Source organism: Phyllobacterium zundukense, assembly GCF_002764115.1.
Classification (GTDB): Bacteria; Pseudomonadota; Alphaproteobacteria; order Rhizobiales; family Rhizobiaceae; genus Phyllobacterium; species Phyllobacterium zundukense.
In genome coordinates this window covers 2,900,023-2,925,186 of the sequence record NZ_CP017940.1, presented here as the reverse complement: position 1 = coordinate 2,925,186, position 25,164 = coordinate 2,900,023, and the positions used below count along the sequence as shown (strand labels likewise).

The following is a 25,164-nucleotide window of genomic DNA, read 5'->3' as shown; positions in this document are numbered from 1 at the left end:
TGGTTGCAACTTATAGGAGTACGTTGTTCAACATTTCATTACATTCTGCGATCAATTCCAATAATGAGTGATAAGTCACCCACACAAGGTAATGAGTTTACGACCTAGATGCATCTGCTGTTCGTAACATCCCTGGTTCCTGACGGGAAGCCGACCACAGGCTACGAGATAGCCAACAAGGCCATCATCGACGGCCTGGTGCGCGCCGGCGCTCGTGTCACCGTGCTTGGCTTTACCTGGCCGGGCAGCGCGCCGCTCGATCCCGGCAGCACCATCGTCCTTGGCGAAGTGGATGTACGCAATGACACGGCAAACCTGTCGCAAAAGTTGCGCTGGCTGGGCAAGGCCGTGCTGGCTGGGCTCACCGTCTCATCGGTCAAGCTGCGCATCATCTCCAAGGAGAGGTTGCGCGCCGCCATCGCTTCGGTAGGGCCCTTCGATGCCTATGTGCTGAACGGCGTGCCGCTGGCAGGCGCCTTCGAGGATTGTTTCAGCGACAAGCCGCAAATGTTCGTCGCGCATAATGTCGAGCACCGCTCGGCACGCGAGAACGCCGAAGCAGCAACGAGTGCCGTTCAGAAATATCTGTTCAGCCGGGAGTCGAACCTGCTGTCCAGGCTGGAGAAGCGGCTGTGCAGCAAGGCGTCTTTCGTTTTCACGCTGGCTGACGAGGACATCGATGCGCTGGGGCTCGCGGGAACCGGCCGCGCCGCCGCACTTCCCCTTGTGACAAGTGCCGACACGGCGAAAATGACCGGACGCAAGATCGAACGCGATCTCGGCTTGATCGGTACATGGACATGGCAGCCGAACCGCATCGGCCTCGAATGGTTTCTGCGCGAGGTCGCACCGCATCTGGACAAGACCATTGGCATAACCGTTGCCGGTGGCACGCCCGCCGATCTCAAGGCTGCATGGCCGAATGTCACCTTTGCGGGACGGGTGCCCGATGCTGCTGATTTCGTCCGCAGCTGTGCCGTCATTCCGCTGATCAGCCGCGCCGGTACCGGCGTACAGCTCAAGACGATCGAAACCTTCGAAATGGGCTTGCCAAGTGTAGCCACCGCGCTTTCCGTGCGCGGCATTGCCGATGTACCGGAGAATTGTGTCGTTGCGGATGACCCGGTTCGCTTTGCCCATGCGCTCAACGCGATGGTGGCACGCGTGCGTGCCGGGGAGGACCTGACCCGTTCCGGTGAGGTGTTCCGCGCTGCGCAATTGGCTCGCCTCGACCAGCAAATTCTTGTCGGTCTGGGCCGGCTTGAAAACCAGCTTGCAAAGGGGCGCGTTGCGGCATGAGTGCAAAGGAGCTCTTTGCCGAACCGGATTTGCCACGTCGTACCATTCTCGGCGTTCCGGTTGTCGCACTGCCCTGGATTGAGGCTATCGAAACCATGCGCGCCATGATCGCGGGGCAGCGCTTCGCCCTCATAACCTGGCTGAATGCCCATAACGCCAATCTGGCCCATGAGAACACCGATTTCCGCCAGGCGCTTGGACAATTTCTGATCCTGCCCGACGGGCTTGGCGTCGATATCGCTTCGAGACTGCTGCATGGCGAGCCGTTCCCGGCCAATCTCAACGGCACGGATTTTATCCCGGGGCTCTTGGTTATGGAAACCAGTCCCTTGCGCGTCGGCCTGATTGGCGCGCGCCCCGAGGTGGTTGCAAAGGCGACGGCAAGTTTCCGCCAGCTCGCGCCACAGCATGAATTCCGCGTCATCAGTGACGGGTTCTTCAGGGCTGGCGACGAGCCGCGCATCCTCGAGATCCTCAAGAACTATCATCCGCATATTCTGCTGGTGGCCATGGGCGTCCCGCGTCAGGAAATGTTCATGGCTCGTAATCTTACGGCCGAGCATTGCACGCTCGCCTTCGGCGTTGGCGCGCTGTTCGATTTCAGGGCCGGCGTCGTGCCGCGCGCGCCGCTGATCCTGCAAAGGCTCCGGTTCGAATGGCTCTATCGGCTCGCGCAGGAGCCAGCACGCTTGTGGCGCCGCTATATTGTCGGCAATCCGCTTTTTCTGCTACGCGTCATGCGGGAAAAATTCAGAGGGACAAAATGACGACGGCAATTGTTACCGCGAGCTACGCGCCGGATTTCGAGCGTTGCACGCTGCTCTGCGAGACGATCGACCGTTTTGTCACCGGCTTCACCAAGCACTATCTTCTGGTCGAACACCGCGACGTCGCGCTGTTCCGGCAACTCGAAGGCCCACGCCGCGTCGTCATCGATGAAAACGATCTGTTGCCTGGCTGGATCAGGCCATTTCCCGATCCCAGCAATTTTGGCCGCCGGCGTATCTGGCTTTCGCCGCGCACCATGCCTTTACGCGGCTGGCACGTGCAGCAGTTCCGCCGTATCGCCATCGCGGCGCATGCCGGCGAGGATGCATTCTTTTATGTCGATTCCGACGTCGCTTTCCTGAAACCGTTCGATTGCGCCGCCGCCTGGCGAGGGGATGATCTGCGGCTGTTCCGCCGCGCCGGCGATCTTTTGCGGTCCGGACCGAACGATCAGCGCATCTGGTCGGAGCATGCCGGACAGGTGCTCGGCATCGTTCCCGTCAGCCCGAAAGGGCACGATTATATCGGGACCTTGATCGCCTGGCGGCGTGATGCCCTGCTGACCATGTGCGAGCATATCGAAAAGGTGACCGGCCGGCACTGGATCGCGGCCATAGGCCGTTCACGGCGTTTTTCCGAATGCATGATCTATGGCCGTTATGCCGATGAAGTCCTGATGACAAAGGGCCATTACCACGACGGGGATGACTTCTGCCGGGTTTACTGGCTTGCTCCCGCGCCGACGGACGATCAGTTTCACGCCTTCGTTGCGGCCATGACGCCCGAACAGGTGGCAATCGGCATGCAGTCTTTCATTGGCGATGACACCGCCCGTATTCGCAAATTGCTGGCGTAGCACGGAAGATCGCATCAGATGGCCATCAGGCCGAATTTTCAGACGCGGCGTGCGGGCTTCCTGATGGCCCGATAGGTTAGATAAGTCGACAGCAGATAAAGCGCAGCGAACATCGCATTCAGCCAGATCATCCAGTCGTGGGTGTCGAGAAATACCACAAGTATCCACGAGAGAAGCCCCGCTTTGGCCAAGCCGAGAAGCGCAAGGTTCATGGCACGCAGGCCTGACTGGCCCCGGGCATAAAGAATTTCCGCCTGATACTCGATAAGATTGCGCAGTCCCGGAACGAGCAGGACCAGTGGCAACAGCGAAACAACAGAAGCGACGTTCCCGCCGAGGGCTCGCGGGAAAATATGCAGGAACACGGCGAGAGCCGCCAAGCCGAGCGTAGAGACCAGAAATACGCCGACCTCAAGTCCGCCGCGTATCTTCAGCGATTTCAGCATGTCGGGTGTCCGCATCAGCTTCTGCACCAGCATCATGTTGAATGAGCGCACGGGGAGGGCAGTCAGATCGACCAGACGCATGATGATTGCATAGACACCGGCCGTCTGCGGGCCGCCAACAGCCAGCACCAGCAGCTTGTCGAGCTCCGACTGAACATAGAACAGCATTTCTGCGCCGGTGACGGCAAAGGAATCCGCCAGCCTTCTGCGATAGAGCTGCGGGACAAGGCGGAGCCGGACCTTCGGATAGAAGAACACTATGGCAATCACCATAGCGACTCCATTTGCGCCGGCGTACCACCAGCTCCATGCGGCGAGTGTAGTGACGGTCGAGAAGGCAAAGAGCACGGCCGCCGCGGCGCGCAATGCGGTACCGATGATGACGAGCAAGGCCGCGCGGCCAAAGCGGTTGAGGCCGTTATTGACGATGACCACCACTTCCAGCGACCGCCACAAGAGCGCCTCCGCAGCGACGATGATGGCGAAAGTGCCGAGAGCAAGATCGGTGCCGAAGAAAACCAGATGGGCAAGATAGGCCGCGAGCATGAAGATCGGCAGGGACACGACGACAGCCGCCAGAAAGCCGCCCGTATAGGCGCCGATCAATTGTGGCTTGACGGTCGAAATCCGGTAGAGCGGTGACACGAAGCCGAAGGATACGAGACGCGACAGCACGACGCCCGTCGCCGAGGCCGTGGCGAACAGTCCGAATTCGGCGATTGAAAGTGTATTGGCCAGCGCGACGAAATAGGCGAGTGAAATCACGAGCCGGCCAGCTGATCCGCTGATCACGGAGAAATAATCGCGGATGAGCCCTGCATTGGCTTTCAGATGTCGTGCAACCAATTTCATTTCCTGTCGGGACCGGTCTGAAACGGGAAGCGCAAGCGTTTGCTCCAGACGTCAATCCGGCGGATTTCTACATCAAAAGGCTTAACGGCTCGTGTTACCGGTTCCAAGCTGTGCTATGGAGCATATTCAACGAATAGGACGCTTTGGTCGCTGCTGATGCCGACAATTAACCATTTATTTTCCATAGAACTTTAGGTTGAATTAACTGTGGACCTTTCGGTCCGCTATTGAATCGCGTTGATCGGCGGTTTTGGAGTTTAGGATGAGTAATCGTGAAAACGAGATGGCAAAGCGGCCGCGGCGCTCGCTTCTCTCGTTTGCCAGCCAGCCGGACGCGGCGGGAGAGACGCATGTCGATCCCGAGCCCGTTACATCGCCTGTGCGCAACGAAGACAATCTCGATCACTATCATCGCATGCGCGCCCTGCGTCTGGCAGCTGGCAGTGAAATCTCCCAGCCGCCGTTGAGCGACGCTCCCGTGGAGTTGACGCCCGAAGAGGCTGAGCAGGAAGCGATTGACCGTATGCGCGCCGACATGGCTGCGATCAAGGCGGAACTCAATCGCCGCGTCGATGCTGCCGGGCACGTCATGCCGTTGCACGATACGCCCGAGCCGCTGCCTGAGGAGGCTGCTTCGGAACAGGCCGAAGCGCCGCTTCTTCCGGAACCCGCAGAGCCTGAGCCGGTCGTCATGCCAGCCCCCGTTCGCCGCCCCGTGCCGCGCCGGACGGAAGTGCGGCAGACGGACGTTCAAAGCGACGAGTGGAAGCCGCTTGTCGATCCGCGCGTTGTCCTCAATCGCATCGGCCGTTCAAAATCGCTGATCATCGCAACGACGATCCTCGGTACTCTGGTCGGCGCCGGCTATGCCATGACGCTGCCGAAGCTTTATTCATCCACCGTCGAGGTGCTGGTCGATCCGCGTGATCTCAAGATTGTCGACAAGGAAATCTCGTCCAGCCAATTGCCCGTTGATGCTTCGCTCGCCATCGCCGAAAGCCAGTTGCGTGTCATCCAGTCGAGCAGCGTCCTGACCAAGGTTATCGACCGCGCCGGCCTGGCCAAGGATCCGGAATTCAACGGCGATCTGAAGGAGCGTGGTCTGCTCGCCTCCGTGCGGGATCTGTTCTCGACCGACAGCACGCCGGACGCGACGACCCGCGAGACACTTCTTCTGCACAATCTCTACGATCACCTTGACGTCGAGCGCAGCACGAAAAACTTCATCTTCAACATTACGGTCAAATCGCGCGATCCGGAAAAAGCAGCCTTCATCGCCAATACGGTATCGGATGTGTTCCGCGAGGAGCAGGGCAATATCCAGTCCGACACTGCCCGGCAGGCGACGGAATCGCTGACGGCACGCCTCAACGATCTGCGCACGGGCGTCGAGCAGGCCGAAAATGCCGTGCAGAAATACAAGGCCGACAACGATCTTGTCGACGTGCAGGGCCGGCTGATCAGCGATGATGAAATCTCTCGCACGAATGATGAACTCACCACGGCGCGCAACCAGACGATTCGCCTCAACGCCCAGGCCGATTCCATCCGCAGTGCCTCGGTAGAGGGCGTACTCGGCGGTAACACGCTGCCGGAGGAATTCCGCTCCGGCGTCATCGTGGCGCTGCGCTCGCAATACGGCGCGCTAAAGCAGCAGGCCGACGGCCTCGCCACCAAGCTCGGGCCGCGCCATCCGCAGCTTATCCAGGCGCAGTCGCAGGTTGACGGCATCCGCAATGAAATCCGTAACGAGCTGAGCCGTATCGCCTCGTCGGTGCAGGTCGAACTCAAGCGCTCGGTGCAACAGGAACAGGATCTGGCGGCGCGGCTGGCACAGTTGAAGGCGCGTACGGCCAACACCAACGAAGACATGGTCAAGTTGCGAGAGCTCGAACGTGAGGCCACCGCCAAGCGCGAAGTCTACGAAGCCTTCCTGCTGCGTGCCAAGGAGACGGGCGAGCTCGAAGGCATGAACACCACAAATATCCGCGTCATCTCGCCGGCGCGCCCGGCACTTGAAAGCACCGGCGGCTCACGCAAGCTCGTTGCCATTGGCGGCTTGCTGGGCGGGCTTTTGACCGGTCTGGGTATCGCGGTGCTGCTTGGGATGATCGAAAGCTTCCGTGTAGGCAATCGCCCTGCGGCCGTTTATGCCGAAGACGACGCGCCCGTCGATCCGACACCGCCCTCCGGCGGCAAGCCCACCAGGCCCGCCGAAGACAGGGAGCTTGCACCCGCCGCACCGTCGGAATCTCGCCTTGGCGCTGCCATCAGGCGCGCGCAAACCCGGACGATGGCATTGGATGATGCAGAGCTGGAAGCGATCGATGGAGAGAATGCCGTACATTCCGTTGACGACCAGGTCGCGATTGCAGAGTTTCTGTATGAGCATGCCGATCTGATGCTCGCACCGCGTCATCACGACAATTCCAATATCGAGGAAATGCTCGCCGATATCGCCGAAATTCGCGAAGTGCTGCGTCTGCGCGCTGGGCGGCAAGCCAGTTAATCGCCCAAGCTTTCTCTCCCGCAAGGCGAGAGATAGCGCTGCATCGCCTGCGCGCTAATTTTGCCCTAATGCAGCCTCGGCGTTGGGCCTTGACCTTTGTCATCAATGACATAGCCCCGGTAGAACCGGTCGAGCGTAAATGGCGCGGAGAGCGGGTGCGGTTCGTCCTTGGCGATGGTCCAGGCGAAGCATTTGCCTGAAATCGGCGTCGCCTTGAACCCGCCATAGCACCAGCCGGTGTTCAGATACATGCCGGGCAGCGGTCCCGTCGTGATGATGGGGGAGCCGTCCATGGTCATGTCCATGATCCCGCCCCAGGAACGGAGCAGCTTGACACGAGCCAGCGCCGGGATGAGCGCCACGAATTCACTCATTACATCCTCGACGACCGGCAGGTTGCCGCGCTGCGCATAGGAATTATAGCCGTCGATATCGCCGCCAAAGACCAGGCCGCCCTTGTCGGACTGCGCGAAATAGAGGTGTCCGCCGCCAAAGGTCGCGACCGTATCGACGACCGGCTTCAGCGCTTCCGAAACGAAGGCCTGCAGCACATGCGATTCGAGTGGCAGGCGATCGATGCCCGCCCGCCGCATGAGTTCGCTGGTGTGCCCCGCGACCGCACATGCGACCTTCCTTGCGTTGATCGGCCCGCGCGTCGTCATGACGCCGGTGACCGCATCGCCGTCCTTCAGGAAGCTGGTCACTTCGCAATTCTCGATGATATCGACGCCAAGCTGGTCGGCGGCACGGGCATAACCCCACACGACCGCATCATGCCGCGCAGTACCGGCGCTACGCTGCATCAGACCGCCAAGGATGGGAAAGCGCACCGAATTGCTGATATCCAGCCCGGGGATCAGCTTGTTGATCTGCTGCGGGGCCATCAGTTCGCAATCGATGCCATTCAGCCGCATCTGGTTGCCGCGCCGCGCATAGACATCCAGCTGTGGCAGGGTATGGGCAAGATTGACCACGCCGCGCTGTGAGAACATCACATTGTAGTTGAGATCCTGGGACAGGGTCTCCCACATCTTCATCGATGCTTCGTAGAAGTGCTGGTTCTCGGTCAGGAGATAATTCGAGCGGATGGCCGTAGTGTTGCGGCCGATATTGCCGGAGCCGAGCCAGCCCTTTTCGACCACTGCGATATTGCGGATGCCATGTTCCTTGGCGAGGTAGTAGGCGGTGGCGAGACCGTGGCCGCCACCGATGATCACCACATCGTAGGATGGTTTTGGATCGGGTTTGCGCCAGGCTGGCTTCCAGTCCTTGTTGCCGTTGAGGGCGTTTTTGAAAAGGCTGAAGGCTGAATAGCGCATAAGGATTCCGGATTCGAATGAGATTTCATTATCATGCTTGGCTTTTTTGCCGTCGCCAAGCCCTTAAGATCGATCATTGAGGCACATCATCGCATTGCCCTTGAGGACCGCTTTCGCTATTGCGTCAGGGAACGCCGTTTTGACGGTATTATTCGGCCGCAAAATCAACAGTATGTTGACCAATCCACCAAGGTTGATGTCCAGGAGCAGCACATGGCAGTGACGATCAATGGCAAGGAGATTGCCGAGGACGTGGTTTCGAAGGTCAAGGCGTCCGCCGCTGATCTGATCGAGACCAATGGAGTCACTCCCGGCATTGCCGTTGTGATCGTCGGCGAAGATCCCGCGAGCCAGGTCTATGTCGCCTCCAAGGGCAGGAAGGCCCGCGAATGCGGTTTTCACTCGGTTCAGCACACCTTGCCGGAGGAGACTTCCGAGGACGAACTGGTCGCACTCGTTGAAAAGCTTAACGCCGATCCGCTGATCCACGGCATTTTGGTGCAGCTGCCCTTGCCGAAACATATCGATTCCGGCCGCATCATCCAGACAATCTCACCGGACAAGGATGTCGACGGCTTCCATTTCATCAATGTCGGCAAGCTCGGCACCGGCGAAATCGAAACCGCCTTCGTGCCCTGTACACCTGCCGGGTCGATGCTGCTGATCGAACGCATCCTGGGGCGCGATCTTTCCGGCCTCAATGCCGTCGTCATCGGCCGCTCAAACATTGTCGGCAAGCCGATGTTCAACCTGCTGCTTGCACACAATGCAACGGCCACCATCGCGCACAGCAAGACCAAGGACCTCGCCAGCATTTGCCGTAATGCCGATATTCTCGTCGCTGCCGTCGGCAGGCCGCAAATGGTCAAGGCCGATTGGGTCAAGCCCGGCGCGACTGTCATCGATGTCGGCATCAACCGCATTCCGGCGCCCGAAAAAGGCGAAGGCAAGACGCGGCTTGTCGGCGATGTGGATTTTGCCGATGCATCGACCGTCGCGGCAGCCGTGACGCCGGTTCCAGGCGGTGTCGGGCCGATGACGATTGCCATGCTCATGGCCAATACGCTTGTGGCTGCCTATCGTTCGGCAGGAAAGATACCGCCCCGCTTCTGATTCATTTGCTCTCATAGGGAATCCGGTTAGAACAGCGCATGCCCGACGCCCTCAAGGTTGGCAGAACCTTCGCCTTTCTGCTCGTTGACAGATTCCCGATGTTCAGCCTTGCGGCGGCCATCGACACCATGCGCACGGCCAATCGCATGTCGGAGCAGCCGTTCTATTCCTGGGTCATCGTTTCCGCCAATGGTGCAGCGGTGACCGCGTCCAACGGCCTCCAGATCAACGTGCAATATGCGCTGGCGGATCTTCCGCCGTCTGACATCTTCTTTATCTGCGCGGGTCTGACGACAGAATTCGAAGACAAGCCGAAAGTTATCGCGACCCTGCGCAGTCTCGGACGCCGGGGCGCATCGCTGGGCGGTCTCAACATCGGCAGCTATATTTTGGCGGAAGCCGGCCAGCTGGAGGGCCATCGTTGCACGATCCACTGGGAAAACCGGGCCGGATTTCAGGAACGGTTTCCGCAGATCGACTGCACCGGCAATGTCTTCGAGATCGACCGCAAGCGCTATACCTGTGCCGGCGGCACGACATCGATCGACCTGATGCTCGAAATCATCAAGCAGGATTTCAGTCCCGCCCTTGCCAATGAAGTGGCGAACCAGTTCCATCACGAGCGCATCCGCTCGCAGACCGACCGCCAGCGCATCGGGCCGGAGCGGGACCTCACCGGCAAGTCGGAAAAGCTGCGCAAGATCGTCGAGCTCATGGCGGACAATCTCGAACAGCCGAAATCGGCGGTGCGGCTGGCCAAGGCGGTTGGCCTGTCGGTCCGCCAGGTGGAGCGCTTGTTCCTGCGCCATCTCAACATGACGCCGGGCCGCTACTATATGAGCCTGCGTTTGGAGCGTGCGCGTGAACTGCTGCGGCAGACCCATTCGCCCATCCTCGATGTGGCGCTGGCGACGGGCTTCACGTCGCATTCCTATTTCGCCCAGAGCTACCGGGCGCAGTTCGGCCGCTCACCCTCGGATGAGCGCCGCACAACCTACTAAAGACTGAAAGCCGGCCGGCGTTTTCGTCAGTGTTTTTGCTCAGGATTTACGCGAAACACAACTCAATACAATTTTTTTCAACTAAAACGGGTAAAAAATACTAATCGATTCAATGACTTGCCAACATATTAGGCAATGTGCATTGTTCGCTGGCTTTCGGACTCACGACTGGCCTGGAGGGGCTGTGAGGGAAGCAGTAGGAGTGGGGAACGTCCATTTAAGCCTGAACGCTTTTTCTGTTCGCGCAATTTCTGTTGGCAGATGAACGATCCGGTTTGCGTTTTGCAAACCGGAAAAGGCCGGTCGTTGCCCTGATTTTAACAAATGTTATTTTCGAGGAGGAATTTGCATGTCGTTTTTCGCAAGTGACGCGCAGTATGAGAACGTTAATCTAGCATTGAAATTGAATCTCCTTGATTTCCCGGGCTGGCTACGGAGCGTGGCAAATTTGCTATTTCCCGGCGTCACCCCGGATACGCCCAGTAGCTGGTCGCAGCCCGGTTCGCCCGGCGCGTATTACGAGTTTGGTGGGCTATCTCATGGGATCTTTGGCATATTTGACACGATAAGTCCAAAAAAATCGGAAATTCTTCGTGCTTTGGGTCTCGATACTGAAGCGGGCCTAAATGCAGCAGGAATTACCAGAGCGTACATCGACAACGACGCATGTTATGACGCGCTCATCGCCGATCCGACGATATTGATTGACGACTTAGGATGTTTGCGTGGTTTTGATGAAGTCAAAGATGCCTGCGGTAATGTGATCGGCCATCAATTGTCGCCGCTGGGTGGGGCGCAAACCCGGATATTCTTTCAGTATGATGCACAAAACAGGCCCGTCCGCATTGCGATGGTCACGAGCGGATCGAACAGTACTACCGATAACTTGAAGGATGAAGAAGCTGATCTGACTTACTGCAAAAAGTACAATTATTTACTGAAGGCTCTTGAAAAAACTGCTGAAATTAATGGGCTCACCGGTCACGAATTGGGTTGGCTGGATAACCCATGCTCTTGGCCTGCTCAGCAACGCACCGCGACGAATCTTCGAGTCCGTATTTCACAACGATATGAAGCGTGACAGTGTCATCATCTTGTCTAACCTCTCCAATCTGACCCGGGCCTCCACCTGGGTATACGATAAACAGTCCTCGACGAGCGACCATTACGGCGACCCCGCCTTTATTCTGGGCACGGATTACGATGATCGGCTGAAAGACGGCACGAGCGATGACAAACTGGAAGGTCGTGCTGGCAATGATTGGTTCTGGCTGAGCACGGGCAATGATGTTGTTGCTGGTGGTGCTGGTGCGGACAAGGTCACGCTCGAAGGCTACTTTACAGATTATACGATCGAGAAGACCGGCGACCATGAAATCACCCTTACCAATGCAATATATGGCAAGAAGGTGCTTCGTGACGTCGAGGCGCTCAATTTTATGGGAGATATGGGAAACGATCTGTACGCCTTTGACGGCGGCGGTCAATTCTTACTATTTGATGGCGGCGGTGAGATACAGGGATATGGCAACAGAGCCCTGCTTGTTGGCGGCGATGGCATCGACAAACTGAATGGCGCCTCGGGCAATGATATAATTTATGGCGGCAATGATACAGACATAATCAAGGGTCAGTGGGGTGATGACACTATCTACGGTCAGGATGGTGCTGACGCGCTTTGGGGTGATGACGGCAATGACTGGATTAATGGCGGCGACGGTGATGACTCAATTACCGGCGGCCGCGGCAATGACAGGCTGACAGGTGGTGCCGGCAGCGACCGTTTCAAATTCATGGAAAGTTTCCTGTTTTTCGGAACGAACGGTATCGATACCATCACCGATTTCGGGCGTGATGATATTCTGCAATTCACCAACCAGCTCTACGGCGCCGACGTCAGCAATCTATTAAACTACGTCAAGGATACGCGAAACGGTGCTCTGATTTGTGGTATTAGCAGCAGCGTTACATTGACAGGTTGGACCGCTGCCGATTTCAAAGCATTGGTTCTAAGCAACCCGAGTATCATCGAGTTCGTGTGATCCGGGATAAGTTCTTGGTTTCACTTCTCCTATCCAATAACAATACACCGCGCCGGTTTCCCGGCGCGGCGTTTGTTTGAGCCGTCCCAGCAGGCGCTTAAACTGCTCACCCGAAAACCGAGGCGCCATTCTCCGCGCGGCCAACCACATTGCGGAACGCCGCGAAAAGTTCGCGCCCCATGCCATAGCTGTTGTGACTGATATCCACTTCCGGCGTCGGGCGGGCAGCCAGCACGTCCGGATCTTCCAGCACATCGAGCGTGCCGATCTCCGCATCGAGCCTGACAACATCGCCGTCACGGATCTTGCCGATGATGCCGCCATCGAGCGCTTCCGGTGTCACATGGATTGCCGCCGGAACCTTGCCGGAGGCGCCGGACATGCGCCCGTCCGTGACCAGTGCCACCATGTGGCCGCGATCCTGCAGCACGCCGAGCGCAGGCGTCAGCTTGTGCAGTTCGGGCATGCCATTGGCGCGCGGGCCCTGGAACCGTACGATTGCGACGAAGTCACGGTCGAGCTTGCCGGCCTTGAACGCATCCTGCAGCGCCGCCTGGCTGTCGAAGACGATGGCCGGAGCTTCGATAATGTGCCGGTCGGCCTTGACCGCCGACGTCTTGATCACTGCCGTGCCGAGATTGCCTTTTAGCATCTTCAGGCCGCCGGTAACCTGGAACGGCTGCTTGCAGGTCGATAGAACCTTCTTGTCAGCGCTTTCCGCAGCGACCGGTTCGCGCACCACCGTACCGTTCTCGCCAAGCTTCGGCTCGATCGTATAGGCGCGCAGGCCCTCGGATCCGCCCCAGACTGTCTTGACGTCCTCATGCAACAGGCCGCCATCCAGGAGTTCGCGGATGATATAGCCCATGCCGCCAGCGGCGTGGAAATGGTTCACGTCGGCAAGACCGTTCGGATAGACGCGGGCAAGCAGCGGAACCACGTCCGAGAGATCCGAAATGTCCTGCCAGGTCAATTTGATGCCCGCCGCCGCCGCCATGGCGACCAGATGCATGGTGTGGTTGGTCGAGCCGCCCGTCGCGTGCAGGCCGACGACGCCGTTGACGATGCTGCGTTCGTCGATCATTTCGCCGATAGGCGTGTATTCATTGCCGAGCGCCGTAATGGCGAGCGCGCGCTTCGCTGCCTCGCGGGTCAGCGCGTCGCGCAAGGGTGTGCCTGGATTGATGAAGGAGGAGCCCGGCATATGCAGGCCCATGATTTCCATCAGCATCTGGTTGGAATTGGCGGTGCCGTAGAAGGTGCAGGTGCCAGGTCCATGATAGGATTTGGACTCGGATTCGAGCAGTTCGTCGCGGCCGACCTTGCCTTCCGCGTAGAGCTGGCGCGTCTTCGCCTTCTCGTCATTGGGAAGGCCCGTGGTCATCGGACCGGCTGGAATGAAGACCGCCGGCAGGTGACCGAAGGTCAAGGCGCCAATGGTGAGGCCCGGCACGATCTTGTCGCAGACACCGAGATAGACTGCCGCGTCAAACATGTCATGCGACAGGCCGATGGCCGTCGCCATGGCGATCACGTCGCGCGAAAACAGGGAAAGCTCCATGCCCGGCTGACCTTGCGTCACGCCATCGCACATGGCAGGCACGCCGCCCGCAACCTGCGCCACGCCGCCCGCTTCCTTGGCTGCGGCCTTGATCAGTTGGGGATAGGTCTCAAACGGCTGATGCGCCGACAGCATGTCATTATAGGAGGTGATGATGCCGAGATTGGGCACGACGTCGCCGGCCAGCGCCGCCTTGTCGGAAGGGCTGCAGGCGGCAAATCCATGGGCGAGGTTGGCGCAGGCCAGTGCCGAGCGCTTCGGCTTGCGCGACGCCGCCTCGCGCAGATGATCGAGATAGACATCGCGCGTCGGCTTCGACTGTTCGCAGATGCGATGGGTAATGCTTTTCACCCGTTGCAGGACGGTCATCTTGTATCTCCTCTAGGCGTCTATCCGGACGTTGGGAGCCTGTCCGGATGGATCACACGCTCTGGGCTTCAGGGCGCCCAGAAAATTTCAAGCTCGATCGGTTCGTGTCGCAGCACCGCACGGATCGGCATATCTGTCGTCGCACCATCGCCGAGCGCTTTCTCGAGAACAGCTTTCTTGCCGGCGCCTTCAATATGCAGCGCCACGAAGCGCGCCGCGACAATCACCGGCAGCGTCAGCGTCAGTCTTGGCTCGCCAGCGCCATCGGCCTGCATCGGCAGGACAAGCGCCTTCTGTTCCGGCAAAATCGCATCAGCCAGGCGGTCGCCGCCCGGAAAGAACGATGCCGTGTGCCCGTCGCCGCCCATGCCGAGAATGACGGCATCGAATGGCTGACCAAGCTTTGCGATTGCCCCGGCCGCTATTTTAGCACCTTCCTCGGCATCCGGCGCGTCATTGTAGAGACCGACGAAATTCGCCTTGGCAGCTTTGTTCTGCAGAAGCGTCTCGGTGACCAGCTTCTGGTTGGAGCGATCGCTGGAAGGCGGCACGAACCGCTCGTCCACCAGCGTCACCGTGATCCTGTCCCAGGGCAGATCCTTGAGCGACAGGGCCTTGAAGAAGCGGGTAGGGGTCGTGCCACCCGAAACGGCAAGGACAGCCCGGCCGCGCGCTTCGCATGCAGCGGCGAGCCGTTCACCAACTTCCGAGGCAAGGGCCTCCGCCAATAGGTTGCCATCGTCGAAACTATGCAATCTATGAACCATTGTTATGCCAGCTCGCTTCAACGCTTGTTATGCTTCTGCTTCATGCCAGGTGCGGCCGTCGCGCTCGATCAACGCGATCGATGCCGACGGACCCCAGGTGCCTGCCGTATAACCGTAAGGCGGCTGCCCGTCTTCGGCCCAGGCTTTCAGGATAGGATCGATCCAGCGCCAGGCCGCAACAACCTCGTCGCGCCGCATGAACAATGTCTGGTTGCCGCGCACCACATCCATGATCAGACGCTCATAAGCATCGGGGCTGCGGGCCTGGAAGGATTCCGCAAAACTCATGTCGAGCGGAACATGGCGCAGGCGCATGCCGCCCGGACCCGGGTCCTTGATCATCATCCACTGCTTGACGCCTTCATCGGGCTGCAAGCGAATGACAAGCTGATTGGCGACAACGCGGCCGGCGCTTTCGCCAAAAATGGAGTGCGGGATCGGTTTGAACGAGACAACGATTTCGGATGCGCGCGTTGCCAGCCGCTTGCCGGTGCGCAGATAGAACGGTACCCCGGCCCAGCGCCAATTGGCGATTTCGGCCTTGATGGCGACGAAGGTCTCCGTATTGCTCTTGCTCTCAAGTTCGTCGAGGTAGCCCTTGACTGCGCCGCCTGCGGAGGCTCCGGCACGATACTGACCGCGCACAGTCAGTTCCTCGTAGTTTTTCGAGTCGATCGGGCTCAGCGAGCGCAGCACCTTCAACTTCTCGTCACGCACGGCGTCGGCGTCCATCGAGGATGGTGGTTCCATGGCAACGAGGCACAGGAGCTGCAGCATGTGGTTCTGCACCATGTCCCGCAGTGCGCCGGCCTTGTCATAATAACCCGCACGGTTTTCAAGTCCGACAGCCTCGGCCACGGTGATCTGCACATGGTCGATATGGGCCGAGTTCCACAGCGGCTCGTACAGGGCATTGGCAAAGCGCAGTGCCATCAGGTTCTGCACCGTCTCTTTGCCGAGATAGTGATCGATGCGGAAGATCTGCTGTTCGTGGAACACATGGCCAATTGTGTCGTTGAGGGCAATCGCCGATTCAAGATCACGTCCGATCGGCTTCTCCACGATGATGCGCGTATGATCATGAACGAGTTTGTAACTCTTCAGGCGGCTGGTGATGTCGCCGAACAATGAAGGGCTGACGGCCAGATAGAAGGCGCGGATGCGCTTGGTGTCATTGCCGACCTCGGCCTTGAGCTCTTCCCATCCGTTGTCGGAGGTCGCATCGACCGCGACATACGAAAGACGCTCCAGAAACTTGTCGAGCTGCTTTCCATCGATTTCGGTAGCCTTGACGTGTTCCTTGATCGCCGCTTCCGCGAACTTGCGATAATCCTCGGAGGACATGGGCGAGCGGGATGCGCCGATGATGCGGGTCGGCTCGGAAAGCTGGCCATCGCGTTGGCGCTGATAGAGCGCCGGGATCAGCTTTCGCTCGGCGAGGTCGCCGGTGCCACCGAATACGATGCAATCAAAAGGTTCAACCGGGATAATCTGACTGGTCATGGGGAGAGTCTCGCTATGCCTGAACTGCGCGTCCGTAGACGCAAGGTTGTATAATCTAATCGATTTAAAATGACCAGTCCCGAAGCGCGAACTGCGTCAAAATGCATTTCCAATTCGCTCCACTTCTAATACGATTACAACGAACAGGAAGCAGTCATGGTACAGAATCTATCCAAAGTTGTCGCACAGGATAAGAATTTCCTGAACATCATCAATGGCCGGCGAGTTCCAGCACTCTCGCAAGAAACGATCACTGTTTTGTGTCCATCGGATGGTCTGGCTTTTGCCACCATCCCTGCTGGCAATGCCGATGATGTCGATCGTGCCGTCGGCGCAGCGCGGGAGGCCTTTGATCATGGCCCATGGTCGCGCATGCCCGCAGTCGACCGCGGGCGGCTCCTGACGCGTCTTGGCCAACTGATCGAACAGCACGGCGATGAGCTCGCCGCGCTCGAATCGCGCGATACCGGCAAACCGATCCGCCAGGGCCGGGCCGATGTGGTGGCCGCCATGCGCTACTATGAATTCTACGGCGGCGCGGGCGACAAGATCCATGGCGACACCATCCCGTTTCTCGATGGTTATACGGCGCTGACCCTGCGCGAACCGCATGGCGTCGTCGCCGGCATCATTCCCTGGAATTACCCGATGCAGATCATGGCGCGGGTGGTCGGTGCGGCGTTGGCCATGGGCAATACGCTGGTCATCAAGCCCGCCGAAGATGCATCGCTCTCGACGATCCGCATCGGCGAACTCGCCATGGAGGCTGGTTTCCCGGATGGCGTGCTCAACGTCATAACCGGCTACGGCCGCGAGGCGGGCGCCGCGTTGTCGTCGCACCCGGATATCGATTATGTGACCTTCACCGGCTCACCCGCGACGGGCACCGCGATCCAGCAGGCAGCGGCCACCAACAATCGCGGCGTCACCATGGAACTCGGCGGCAAGTCGCCGCAAATCGTCTTTGCCGATGCCGATATCGAAAAGGCACTGCCCGTTCTCGTCAATGCGATCATTCAGAATGGCGGCCAGACCTGCTCGGCCGGCAGCCGCATTCTCATTGAACGCCCCATCTATGAAGAAGTAGCCGCGGCGCTCGGCGAGCGTTTCGACAAACTCGTTGCCGGGCCGCATGATGCCGATCTCGATCTCGGTGCGATGATCAATCCAGCGCAAAAGCGCCGCGTGGAGAATTACGTCGCTGCGGCAGCGGAGACAGGTATCGATGTGGTCGGGCGCGGTTCCATCGATATCAATGCGCCCGTCGCCGGCTTCTACGTCGCACCGGTACTCTTTGGCGCCGTCGACCCCTCGGCAATCATCGCGCAGGAAGAGGTTTTTGGCCCCGTGCTCTCGCTGTTTGCGTTCGACAGCGAGCTGGACGCCATCCGCCTCGCCAACAGCACGGAGTATGGCCTCGTCGCGGGTCTCTGGACCAAGGATGGCGCGCGCCAGCACCGCGTCGCCAAGCGCGTTCGTGCCGGACAGGTCTTCGTCAATGCCTATGGCGCGGGTGGCGGTATCGAATTGCCATTTGGCGGCTTCAAGAAATCCGGACATGGGCGCGAAAAGGGCTTCGAGGCCCTATACGACATGTCCGCGACCAAGACGATTATCTTCCGCCACGACTGATCGCAGAGAATCAAAATCACATGAGCATGTATGAGGAGACGACATGACCCGTTTGGCAGGCAAGACAGCAATCATCACCGGTGCGGCATCGGGCTTCGGGGAGGGGATGGCCAAGCGATTTGCCGAAGAGGGCGCCAGGATTGTCGTCGCCGATCTCAACCTGAAGGGTGCGCAGAAAGTCGCAGCCGACATCGGCAAGGCCGCCATTGCCGTTCATGCCGACGTCTCGCGCAAGGAAGAAGTGGATGCCATGGTAAAGGCTGCCATGGATGCATTTGGCCGCATCGACATCATGGTCAACAATGCCGGTTTCACCCACCGCAATGGTTCGATGCTCGAAGTCGATGAAAGCACTTTCGATCTGATCTCCGGCGTCAACATGAAGGCGATCTACTATTCGGCGCTGGCCGTCGTGCCGATCATGGAAAGGCAGGGCGGCGGTTCGATCATCACCACGGCCTCGACAGCCGGGTTGCGCCCGCGTCCAGGGCTCGCCTGGTACAATGCATCCAAAGGCTGGGCGATCAGCGCGACCAAATCCATGGCGATCGAGCTCGCGCCGAAGAACATCCGGGTCAATTGCCTCTGCCCGGTTGCCGGAGAAACCCCGATGCTCGGCCTGTTCATGGGCGAGGATACGCCGGAAAAACGTGCGCAGTTCAAGGCGACGGTCCCGCTGGGCCGGCTGTCCACGCCGCTCGACGTCGCCAACGCCGCGCTCTGGCTTGCCTCCAGCGAAGCTGACTTCATTACTGGCGTTGCGCTTGAAGTCGATGGCGGCCGCTGCATCTGAGGAAATGCGCTTGGCAAACCTTGAAACATGATCGAGGTGGGCTACATTGTTTGTGTAGCCCAATCCCATAGCGCTGTCCTGGCCCATGCGACCCCGTGGCGCTCCCACCTTTCAAGGACATAATCATGACATCGAAACCTGTCTGGTTCATCACTGGCTGTTCAACCGGTTTTGGCCGCGAACTCGCGCGCCATACGCTGGAACTTGGTTATCCGACCGTCGTTACCGCCCGTAATACGGCGCAGATCGAGGACCTCGCCAAGGAACATGAAGACAACGCCCTTATCCTGAAGCTCGACGTGACGAAGGCCGAAGACATTGAAAGCGCCGTCAAGGCCGCGGTGGAACGCTTCGGGCGTATCGACGTGCTCGTCAACAATGCCGGCATTGGATATTTCGGATCGTTCGAAGAGAGCGAGATGGATGAAGTGCGCAAGATGTTCGAGATCAATGTATGGGGTCTCGCCAACATGTCCCGCGCAGTTCTGCCAACCCTGCGCAAGCAACGCTCGGGCACCGTCGTCAACATTTCCTCGCAAGGCGGGCTCGTGGCGAACCCGGCCGTCAGCTTTTACACGGCTACCAAGTTCGCTGTCGAAGCACTATCGGAAGCCCTGTCAAAGGAGATCGCACCTCTCGGCCTCAAGGTGCTTATTGTCGAGCCGGGTCCCTTTCGTACGGATTGGGCCGGCCGGTCCGCCAACGAAGTTCCGTCCACGATTGAGGATTACCGTTCGACCTCAGGTCAGCGCGCCCAGATGATCCGCGAGATCAGCGGCAATCAGCCGGGGGATCCGGTCCGTGCGGCCAAGGCTATCGTCCAGGCGGTCGAGGCGAAGGATCCGCCGCTGCGTTTGCTGCTTGGCAAGCAGGCACTCCAGAACGCCCGCAACAAAATCGGCGAGCTGCAGCGCGATTTCGACGCCTGGGAGAAAGTTACCGTAGGCGCGGATTTTCCGGAGGCTTAAGGTTCCCATGGCTGCGTGAATTTTTGATGGAAGATATCGAAAATCAATGGTATTAGCTAAGTTAGCTAATGGAGAAGGATAATGCAGGTCACAGTTCACGCAGCCAAGACCAACCTTTCGAAACTGATCGACGCTGCCTTGGCGGGTGAAGAGGTCATCATCGCCAAAGGCAAGAATCCGGTCGTCAAGATCGTTCCCATTCCCAAGAGCCGTTTCAAGATCGGAATACTGGAAGGGCAGCTGCTCGGTGATGGTCCTGATTTCTTTGAGCCCATGTCCGAGGAGGAACTTAAACTTTGGGAAGGCGGCGAGTGAACTCGGTTCTTCTCGATACCCATACGTGGGCATGGACCCTCAATAGAAACCCAAGATTGTCCACAAAATCTGCTTCCATCATCGAACAGGCCGACGTGGTTTTTGTTTCTCCAGTCAGTTTTTTCGAAATCGGTCAGAAAGTCCACCTTGGCAAATGGCCGGAGATGGAACCTTTCTTAGACCGGCTGATAAATTTGCTGGACGAAGTAGGAGCGCAAGTTGCAGCGCTCACGCCGGAAATCAGTCTGGCCGCTGCGATGATGGACTGGGAACATCGCGATCCGTTCGACCGTATGCTTGCTGCAACAGCCATACATCATGATCTGCCATTGGTTTCTGCGGACACGACCTTCGACGCGCTTGCCAATTACAAAGGCTGGGTTGCGCGAATTTGGTAAACAAAAAAAGGCCGGCGAAAGCCGGCCAGTTTATTTCTGCGCATGCTTCTAGATCAGATTCCGCAAGATCACGAACAGCGTGAAGGATAGCGCGATCGAGATGGGCAATGTCAGCACCCACGCCATCAGCAGATTGCGCACCGTCGACATCTGCAGTCCGGAGCCATTGGCGACCATCGAGCCTGCAACGCCGGATGACAATATGTGCGTGGTACTGACCGGCAGCCCGAGTGTATCTGCGGTGAAGATCGTGCCCATGGCCACCAGTTCGGCGGAAGCGCCCTGACCATAGGTGAGGTGGGTCTTGCCGATCTTCTCGCCGACGGCAATCAGGATTGCGATTACGGCATAATTGGGCAGGTTGCCCAGGCTGCTTGGCTTGTTGAGTGGATGATCGCTTTTGATCAGGCTGGCATCAGTTGCGTTGCTTACCGTCATAACCAGATCCCCAGTGGTTAACGAAGTCTGAAGAAAGGCTATGACCGTCCGTGAACCCTTGATGACAGCGCGGGATACCTTGCGTGACACGCAGGGAATCTTTATCGCTTTTCTTGAGTAAGAAATTCTGGAAGCGCCATGCATAAAGTTGTCATCAGCGGTACGGGCGTCTTCACGCCGGAACAGTCCATCAGCAATGCCGAACTCGTCGAGGCATTCAATACCTATGCCACAAGACAGAACGAAATTCATGCTGACGAGATCGCTGCGGGAACCCGCCAGCCGATGACCATGTCTGCGGAGGATTTCATCGTCCGCGCTTCCGGCATCGAAAACCGCTACGTCCTCAACAAGTCGGGCATACTCGACCCGGACATCATGCATCCGGTCCTGCCGGAACGCAGCGATGAGGATTTGTCGGTCATGGCGCAAATGGCGGTCCATGCCGCCACTCTGGCGCTCACCAAGGCCGGCCGCGACGCGTCGGAAATCGACGCCGTGATCTGCGCTGCCTCCAATCACGAGCGCGCCTATCCGGCCATCGCCATCGAAGTACAGGAAGCCATGGGAATTCAAGGTTTCGGTTTCGACATGAATGTCGCCTGTTCCTCGGCTACCTTCGGCATCCAGGCGGCGGCCGATATGATACGCTCGGGTTCGGCCCGTGCCATACTGATGGTCAATCCGGAGATCTGCTCGGCGCATCTCGAATGGCGCGATCGCGACTGCCATTTCATCTTTGGCGATGTCTGCACCGCCGTGCTGCTCGAACGCGATGATCTGGCTTCGGCAAAAGACCGCTTCGAGATCGTTTCGACGCGCTGCCTTACGCAGTTCTCCAACAATATCCGCAACAATAACGGCTTCCTGCGCCGCACGCGGGAGGGGCATATGGCGGACCGGCGCGACATGCTGTTCCGACAGGAAGGCCGCAAGGTGTTCAAGCAGGTGGTGCCGATCGTCTCCGACCTCATCCTCACCCACCTTGCCGATGAAAATATCGCGCCCGCGCACCTGTCACGGCTCTGGCTGCACCAGGCCAACAAGGGCATGAACGACCTGATCGGCGTCAAGGTACTTGGCCGCGAGCCGGAACCCGGCGAACAGCCGAACATCCTGCAGGACTATGCCAATACCTCGTCGGCAGGCTCGATCATCGCTTTCTCCAAATATTCCGACGACCTCGCGCCTGGCAGCCTCGGTGTCATCTGCTCCTTCGGCGCGGGATATTCTGTGGGCAGCGTGATCGTCAGGAAAGTTTAGTTTGTTCGGCAATGCCATTGGCGCTGACAAGCGCCGATGCCGCCTTGCCTGCCGCTTCGATGTAGGTCGGATCACGATGGACCAGCATTACTGAAAATGCCCCGTCCATGAGAAGCACGATCTGCCGCGCGAGCAGATGCGGTTCAGGCAGCAAGGCGTGCTCGAATCTTTCGGCCAACCACGCTTCAAATTTCTTCTTGTGGGCAGAGCCGATCTTCATGGCGGGATGTCCCGGCATATTTGCCAGTTCCGCAGCGGTTCTCAAGAAGCCGCATCCCTTCCACTTCTTGTGCCGCGCTGCCTTCGCCAGGTTGACAAAGATCGCCTCGACCCTGTCGGCAATCAGACCCTCGCCCTCTTCGCCAAACCATTTGGCGAAGAGGGCGAGGTTCGGTTGATCGCGGGATTCGAGATAGGCCGCGATGAGTTCGTCCTTGCTTCTGAAGTGATAGTAAAGTGTCTTCTTCGTCAGCTTGGCCCTTTCCGCCACCGCATCGACGCTGACACTGCGAATGCCTTCCGCATAGAACAGGTGGTTTGCAGCATCGAGAATGCGATCGCGGGTGGGGTCTGAGGTTCTTGCCATCACATCAAAGTATACTAACCAGTGAGTGTACACAATCCAACCCGACCGCTAGCCTTTGATGCATTGAAGACTGTGGAGAGGTAGAACCGATGTCAGATCCAGTTCTTATGGAAGTAAGAGGAGGGATCGCCCTTCTCACCCTGAACCGGCCAGAAAAGCTCAATGCGCTCGACTATGCGGTCAATGATCGTCTGCTGCATTTGCTTGACTATATCGAGGATAACGGCTCGGTCCGCGCGGTCGTCCTCACGGGAGCGGGGGACCGGGCCTTCTCCGCTGGTGGAGACATTCATGAGTTCTCGCAAAGCGTGCGCAAGGGCACCGATCTTGCGGTCAAGGAGTTCGTACGGCGCGGTCAGGCCATGACCGCGCGCATGGAGGCATTCCGCAAACCCATCATCGCCGCGGTCAACGGTATTGCCTTCGGTGGCGGCTGTGAAATCACCGAAGCCGTGCATCTTGCCATAGCTAGCGAACACGCGATCTTTGCCAAGCCCGAAATCAATCTCGGCATGCCGCCTACATTTGGTGGAACACAGCGGTTGCCGCGCCTTGCCGGCCGCAAGCGCGCGCTGGAACTGCTGTTGACCGGCGACACGTTCTCACCGGAACGGGCCTACGAACTGGGCCTGATCAACCGGATCGTCCCGCATGACGATCTCTTGCCGGCGGCGTTTGATATGGCCGGCCGCATCGTGCGCCATTCGTCCGTTGCCGCCGCCAGCATCATTACTGCGGTCACGCGCGGGCTGAACATGACGATCGGCGAAGGTTTAGCCGTTGAGAGCGAACAGTTCGCGCGGGTTGTGCCGACCCATGACCTTCGAGAAGGGCTCGATGCCTGGATCGAAAGACGCGCGCCCGCCTATACTGGCCGCTAAATCCGGTCCACCAGCGCATACCAGCTGAGTGCGAGGAACAGCAGCGGCGCCCGGAAGGTGCGCCCGCCCGGGAAGGCCGGGATTTTCAGGTCCTCCAGCAGCTTCAGCCGGTCGCGATTGCCCGCTACCGTCTCGGCGTAGAGCTTGCCGACGAAGTTCGACAGCATCACGCCATGCCCGGAATAGCCGCCGGCCGAGATCACATTGGGCATGACCTCGCGCACGAAGGGCTGGCGCGGCAGGGTGATGCCCACCGAGCCGCCCCAGGCCTGCGTGATCTCAACATCGGCGAGCGCCGGGTAGATCTCGGCGATCTGGCGGCGGATATGCGTGCTGATGTCGAGCGGATTGTCCGCCGTATAGGCCTCGCGCCCGCCGAACAGCAGCCGCCCATCCTTCGAGCGGCGGAAATACCGCACGACGAAGCGGGAATCGTCGACGCTCTCGCCGCCGGGCAGCACGGGACTGTCTGGTCCCAGCGGCACCGTTGCGCCAATGAACGAGCGGATCGGCATGACATGCGATGCACTGATGGGCTCGAGATTGCCGCCATAGGCATTGACCGCGATCAGGCCTTTCGCCGCCGTCACACTGCCGGTCGGTGTGGTGACAGTAACCCGGCCATTTTCGGATTTTATCCCTGTGACCTTGGTGTTCTCATAAAGATGCGCACCAGCCTGCGCCGCCGCCTTGGCGGTGCCGACCACCAGTTTCATCGGCTGGATATGGCCGGTGCCCTTGTCATAGGTGCCGCCCAGATAGCGCGTGGAGCCAAGCCGCTCAGCGGTCTCCTTCGCATCCATGTAGTGGATATGCGGATAGCCGAAGCGCGTCGCCATCAGTTCCGCGTGAGCCTGATAGTCTTTCAGGTAACGCTTCTTGTGCACCACGGACATCTGTCCCGGAACGAACTCGATGTCGATCCTGTGGGTCTCGGCGAATTCGAGGAGATGTGCCTTGGCTTCCTCGGCAAGGTCGAACAGCGCCTTTGCACGCGTGAAGCCATATTGCCCTTCGAGGTCTTCCGCCCAGGCGCGCTGTCCGGTACCGAGCTGCCCGCCATTGCGCCCCGACGCGCCATCGCCAAAGCGATAAGCTTCGAGCAGCACCACATCGACACCCGCCGATGCGAGGTGCACGGCGGCGGAGAGGCCGGTAAAGCCACCACCGACAATAACGACATCGGCAGAACGCGATCCATCCAGCGCCGGGTATTCGGTGCGGTCGGCAATCGTGGACTCATACCAGGAAATGCCGGGGGAGATGGGGGATTGATAGGGCATATTTTGATGCAATCCGATTTGGTATTCCTCGGGCTCCACTTATCTCTCCCCTTGCGGGAGAGAAAGGATTTTCTTGGATTTAGCCCTGGCTAAATCCTTAGAAAATCCAAGTGAGGGGATATGCCTATATGTGCTGAGAGCACCATCCCCTCTCTTGCGATTTCTAGCACTTAGCCAGAGCTAAGATGCTGAAATCGCGTTC

The 25,164-nt window shown here is 58.8% G+C and carries 22 protein-coding genes and 1 pseudogene; 15 read left to right on the top strand and 8 right to left on the bottom strand.

From position 1 onward, the window contains the following. Positions 1-108 precede the first annotated feature (108 nt). From BLM14_RS14610 to BLM14_RS14600, 3 genes are read left to right on the top strand one after another with little or no spacing between them, the layout of a single operon-like run. Positions 109-1,299 (top strand): glycosyltransferase, encoded by a 1,191-nt coding sequence (locus BLM14_RS14610; protein ID WP_100000063.1) that lies wholly within the window; start codon positions 109-111, stop codon positions 1,297-1,299. After that, on the top strand, positions 1,296-2,066 hold the full coding sequence (locus BLM14_RS14605; RefSeq protein ID WP_100000062.1) for a WecB/TagA/CpsF family glycosyltransferase: 771 nt from the start codon (positions 1,296-1,298) through the stop codon (positions 2,064-2,066). Before BLM14_RS14610 ends, BLM14_RS14605 begins: the two co-directional genes overlap by 4 nt. Next, positions 2,063-2,923: a DUF6492 family protein gene (locus tag BLM14_RS14600; protein ID WP_100000061.1), complete on the top strand. Its 861-nt coding sequence runs from the start codon at positions 2,063-2,065 to the stop codon at positions 2,921-2,923. The genes BLM14_RS14605 and BLM14_RS14600 overlap by 4 nt, the downstream gene beginning before the upstream one ends. A 38-nt stretch (positions 2,924-2,961) precedes the next feature. Here BLM14_RS14600 and BLM14_RS14595 read toward each other — a convergent pair whose 3' ends face one another. Then, the gene (locus BLM14_RS14595) at positions 2,962-4,215 is read right to left on the bottom strand and encodes a lipopolysaccharide biosynthesis protein (RefSeq protein WP_100000060.1); all 1,254 of its coding nucleotides are present in this window, start codon (positions 4,213-4,215) and stop codon (positions 2,962-2,964) included. A 268-nt stretch (positions 4,216-4,483) separates the two neighbouring features. On the opposite strand from BLM14_RS14595, the gene BLM14_RS14590 reads away from it, so the two are divergent. Further along, positions 4,484-6,730, top strand: coding sequence for a GumC family protein (locus BLM14_RS14590; RefSeq protein WP_100000059.1), 2,247 nt, complete (start codon positions 4,484-4,486; stop codon positions 6,728-6,730). A 65-nt stretch (positions 6,731-6,795) separates the two neighbouring features. Here the strand turns inward: BLM14_RS14590 and BLM14_RS14585 are convergent, their stop codons facing one another. Beyond that, on the bottom strand, positions 6,796-8,049 hold the full coding sequence (locus tag BLM14_RS14585) for a sarcosine oxidase subunit beta family protein (protein ID WP_100000058.1): 1,254 nt from the start codon (positions 8,047-8,049) through the stop codon (positions 6,796-6,798). Between the two features lie 213 nt (positions 8,050-8,262). Between BLM14_RS14585 and folD the strand changes: the two genes are divergently transcribed. From folD to BLM14_RS14570, 4 genes are all read left to right on the top strand, one after another. Next, complete coding sequence (gene folD, locus BLM14_RS14580) at positions 8,263-9,162, top strand: bifunctional methylenetetrahydrofolate dehydrogenase/methenyltetrahydrofolate cyclohydrolase FolD (protein WP_100001343.1); 900 nt, start codon at positions 8,263-8,265, stop codon at positions 9,160-9,162. Between the two features lie 38 nt (positions 9,163-9,200). Beyond that, entirely contained in the window at positions 9,201-10,163 is a 963-nt protein-coding gene (locus BLM14_RS14575) for a GlxA family transcriptional regulator (RefSeq protein WP_100000057.1), read from the top strand. A gap of 349 nt (positions 10,164-10,512) precedes the next feature. Continuing rightward, positions 10,513-11,244: a hypothetical protein gene (locus BLM14_RS31835; RefSeq protein ID WP_133123967.1), complete on the top strand. Its 732-nt coding sequence runs from the start codon at positions 10,513-10,515 to the stop codon at positions 11,242-11,244. Next, the gene (locus BLM14_RS14570) at positions 11,132-12,205 is read left to right on the top strand and encodes a calcium-binding protein (RefSeq protein ID WP_100000056.1); all 1,074 of its coding nucleotides are present in this window, start codon (positions 11,132-11,134) and stop codon (positions 12,203-12,205) included. The genes BLM14_RS31835 and BLM14_RS14570 overlap by 113 nt, the downstream gene beginning before the upstream one ends. A 106-nt stretch (positions 12,206-12,311) precedes the next feature. Here the strand turns inward: BLM14_RS14570 and edd are convergent, their stop codons facing one another. The 3 genes from edd to zwf form a co-directional block, all read right to left on the bottom strand. Beyond that, a complete protein-coding gene (gene edd, locus BLM14_RS14565) occupies positions 12,312-14,135 on the bottom strand; it encodes a phosphogluconate dehydratase (RefSeq protein ID WP_100000055.1) in 1,824 nt (607 codons plus the stop codon). A gap of 68 nt (positions 14,136-14,203) precedes the next feature. After that, positions 14,204-14,902 (bottom strand): 6-phosphogluconolactonase, encoded by a 699-nt coding sequence (gene pgl / locus BLM14_RS14560; RefSeq protein ID WP_100000054.1) that lies wholly within the window; start codon positions 14,900-14,902, stop codon positions 14,204-14,206. A gap of 27 nt (positions 14,903-14,929) precedes the next feature. After that, positions 14,930-16,405 carry a glucose-6-phosphate dehydrogenase gene (gene zwf, locus BLM14_RS14555; RefSeq protein WP_100000053.1) on the bottom strand — a complete coding sequence of 492 codons (1,476 nt, stop codon included), beginning with the start codon at positions 16,403-16,405 and terminating at the stop codon, positions 14,930-14,932. 156 nt (positions 16,406-16,561) lie between these two features. On the opposite strand from zwf, the gene BLM14_RS14550 reads away from it, so the two are divergent. The 5 genes from BLM14_RS14550 to BLM14_RS14530 all read left to right on the top strand — a co-directional run bounded on the left by BLM14_RS14550 (position 16,562) and on the right by BLM14_RS14530 (position 20,511). After that, a complete protein-coding gene (locus tag BLM14_RS14550) occupies positions 16,562-18,037 on the top strand; it encodes an aldehyde dehydrogenase family protein (protein ID WP_100000052.1) in 1,476 nt (491 codons plus the stop codon). A gap of 43 nt (positions 18,038-18,080) precedes the next feature. Further along, entirely contained in the window at positions 18,081-18,830 is a 750-nt protein-coding gene (locus BLM14_RS14545; RefSeq protein WP_100000051.1) for an SDR family oxidoreductase, read from the top strand. Between the two features lie 125 nt (positions 18,831-18,955). After that, a complete protein-coding gene (locus tag BLM14_RS14540) occupies positions 18,956-19,798 on the top strand; it encodes an oxidoreductase (RefSeq protein WP_100000050.1) in 843 nt (280 codons plus the stop codon). Positions 19,799-19,879: 81 nt separating this feature from the next. Next, entirely contained in the window at positions 19,880-20,113 is a 234-nt protein-coding gene (locus BLM14_RS14535; protein ID WP_100000049.1) for a type II toxin-antitoxin system Phd/YefM family antitoxin, read from the top strand. Between the two features lie 56 nt (positions 20,114-20,169). Then, a complete protein-coding gene (locus tag BLM14_RS14530; protein WP_237143377.1) occupies positions 20,170-20,511 on the top strand; it encodes a type II toxin-antitoxin system VapC family toxin in 342 nt (113 codons plus the stop codon). A gap of 48 nt (positions 20,512-20,559) precedes the next feature. Here the strand turns inward: BLM14_RS14530 and BLM14_RS14525 are convergent. Continuing rightward, positions 20,560-20,847: pseudogene (locus BLM14_RS14525) on the bottom strand (inorganic phosphate transporter); the annotation flags it as partial. A gap of 240 nt (positions 20,848-21,087) precedes the next feature. Here BLM14_RS14525 and BLM14_RS14520 point away from each other — a divergent pair. Beyond that, a complete protein-coding gene (locus tag BLM14_RS14520; protein ID WP_100000047.1) occupies positions 21,088-22,212 on the top strand; it encodes a beta-ketoacyl-ACP synthase III in 1,125 nt (374 codons plus the stop codon). Here BLM14_RS14520 and BLM14_RS14515 read toward each other — a convergent pair. Beyond that, complete coding sequence (locus BLM14_RS14515) at positions 22,199-22,798, bottom strand: TetR/AcrR family transcriptional regulator (RefSeq protein WP_100000046.1); 600 nt, start codon at positions 22,796-22,798, stop codon at positions 22,199-22,201. The genes BLM14_RS14520 and BLM14_RS14515 overlap by 14 nt on opposite strands. 89 nt (positions 22,799-22,887) lie before the next feature. Here BLM14_RS14515 and BLM14_RS14510 point away from each other — a divergent pair, with 89 nt between their 5' ends. Beyond that, positions 22,888-23,679: a crotonase/enoyl-CoA hydratase family protein gene (locus BLM14_RS14510; protein WP_100000045.1), complete on the top strand. Its 792-nt coding sequence runs from the start codon at positions 22,888-22,890 to the stop codon at positions 23,677-23,679. On the opposite strand, the gene BLM14_RS14505 is transcribed toward BLM14_RS14510, so the two are convergent. Then, positions 23,676-24,962, bottom strand: a complete 1,287-nt coding sequence (locus BLM14_RS14505; RefSeq protein ID WP_100001341.1) for an NAD(P)/FAD-dependent oxidoreductase — start codon at positions 24,960-24,962, stop codon at positions 23,676-23,678. The genes BLM14_RS14510 and BLM14_RS14505 overlap by 4 nt on opposite strands. Between the last annotated feature and the right edge of the window lie 202 nt (positions 24,963-25,164).

Excerpts from the sequence above, each read along its gene's own strand:
- BLM14_RS31835 (WP_133123967.1), top strand. The coding sequence starts at position 10,513 with ATGTCGTTTTTCGCAAGTGACGCGCAGTATGAGAACGTTAATCTAGCA.
- BLM14_RS14535 (WP_100000049.1), top strand. The coding sequence starts at position 19,880 with ATGCAGGTCACAGTTCACGCAGCCAAGACCAACCTTTCGAAACTGATC.
- edd (WP_100000055.1), bottom strand. The coding sequence starts at position 14,135 with ATGACCGTCCTGCAACGGGTGAAAAGCATTACCCATCGCATCTGCGAA.
- BLM14_RS14540 (WP_100000050.1), top strand. The coding sequence starts at position 18,956 with ATGACATCGAAACCTGTCTGGTTCATCACTGGCTGTTCAACCGGTTTT.
- BLM14_RS14600 (WP_100000061.1), top strand. The coding sequence starts at position 2,063 with ATGACGACGGCAATTGTTACCGCGAGCTACGCGCCGGATTTCGAGCGT.
- BLM14_RS14505 (WP_100001341.1), bottom strand. The coding sequence starts at position 24,962 with ATGCCCTATCAATCCCCCATCTCCCCCGGCATTTCCTGGTATGAGTCC.
- BLM14_RS14605 (WP_100000062.1), top strand. The coding sequence starts at position 1,296 with ATGAGTGCAAAGGAGCTCTTTGCCGAACCGGATTTGCCACGTCGTACC.
- BLM14_RS14510 (WP_100000045.1), top strand. The coding sequence starts at position 22,888 with ATGTCAGATCCAGTTCTTATGGAAGTAAGAGGAGGGATCGCCCTTCTC.
- BLM14_RS14610 (WP_100000063.1), top strand. The coding sequence starts at position 109 with ATGCATCTGCTGTTCGTAACATCCCTGGTTCCTGACGGGAAGCCGACC.
- BLM14_RS14550 (WP_100000052.1), top strand. The coding sequence starts at position 16,562 with ATGGTACAGAATCTATCCAAAGTTGTCGCACAGGATAAGAATTTCCTG.
- BLM14_RS14515 (WP_100000046.1), bottom strand. The coding sequence starts at position 22,798 with ATGGCAAGAACCTCAGACCCCACCCGCGATCGCATTCTCGATGCTGCA.
- BLM14_RS14590 (WP_100000059.1), top strand. The coding sequence starts at position 4,484 with ATGAGTAATCGTGAAAACGAGATGGCAAAGCGGCCGCGGCGCTCGCTT.
- zwf (WP_100000053.1), bottom strand. The coding sequence starts at position 16,405 with ATGACCAGTCAGATTATCCCGGTTGAACCTTTTGATTGCATCGTATTC.
- BLM14_RS14585 (WP_100000058.1), bottom strand. The coding sequence starts at position 8,049 with ATGCGCTATTCAGCCTTCAGCCTTTTCAAAAACGCCCTCAACGGCAAC.
- BLM14_RS14545 (WP_100000051.1), top strand. The coding sequence starts at position 18,081 with ATGACCCGTTTGGCAGGCAAGACAGCAATCATCACCGGTGCGGCATCG.
- pgl (WP_100000054.1), bottom strand. The coding sequence starts at position 14,902 with ATGGTTCATAGATTGCATAGTTTCGACGATGGCAACCTATTGGCGGAG.
- BLM14_RS14570 (WP_100000056.1), top strand. The coding sequence starts at position 11,132 with ATGGGCTCACCGGTCACGAATTGGGTTGGCTGGATAACCCATGCTCTT.
- BLM14_RS14520 (WP_100000047.1), top strand. The coding sequence starts at position 21,088 with ATGCATAAAGTTGTCATCAGCGGTACGGGCGTCTTCACGCCGGAACAG.
- BLM14_RS14575 (WP_100000057.1), top strand. The coding sequence starts at position 9,201 with ATGCCCGACGCCCTCAAGGTTGGCAGAACCTTCGCCTTTCTGCTCGTT.
- folD (WP_100001343.1), top strand. The coding sequence starts at position 8,263 with ATGGCAGTGACGATCAATGGCAAGGAGATTGCCGAGGACGTGGTTTCG.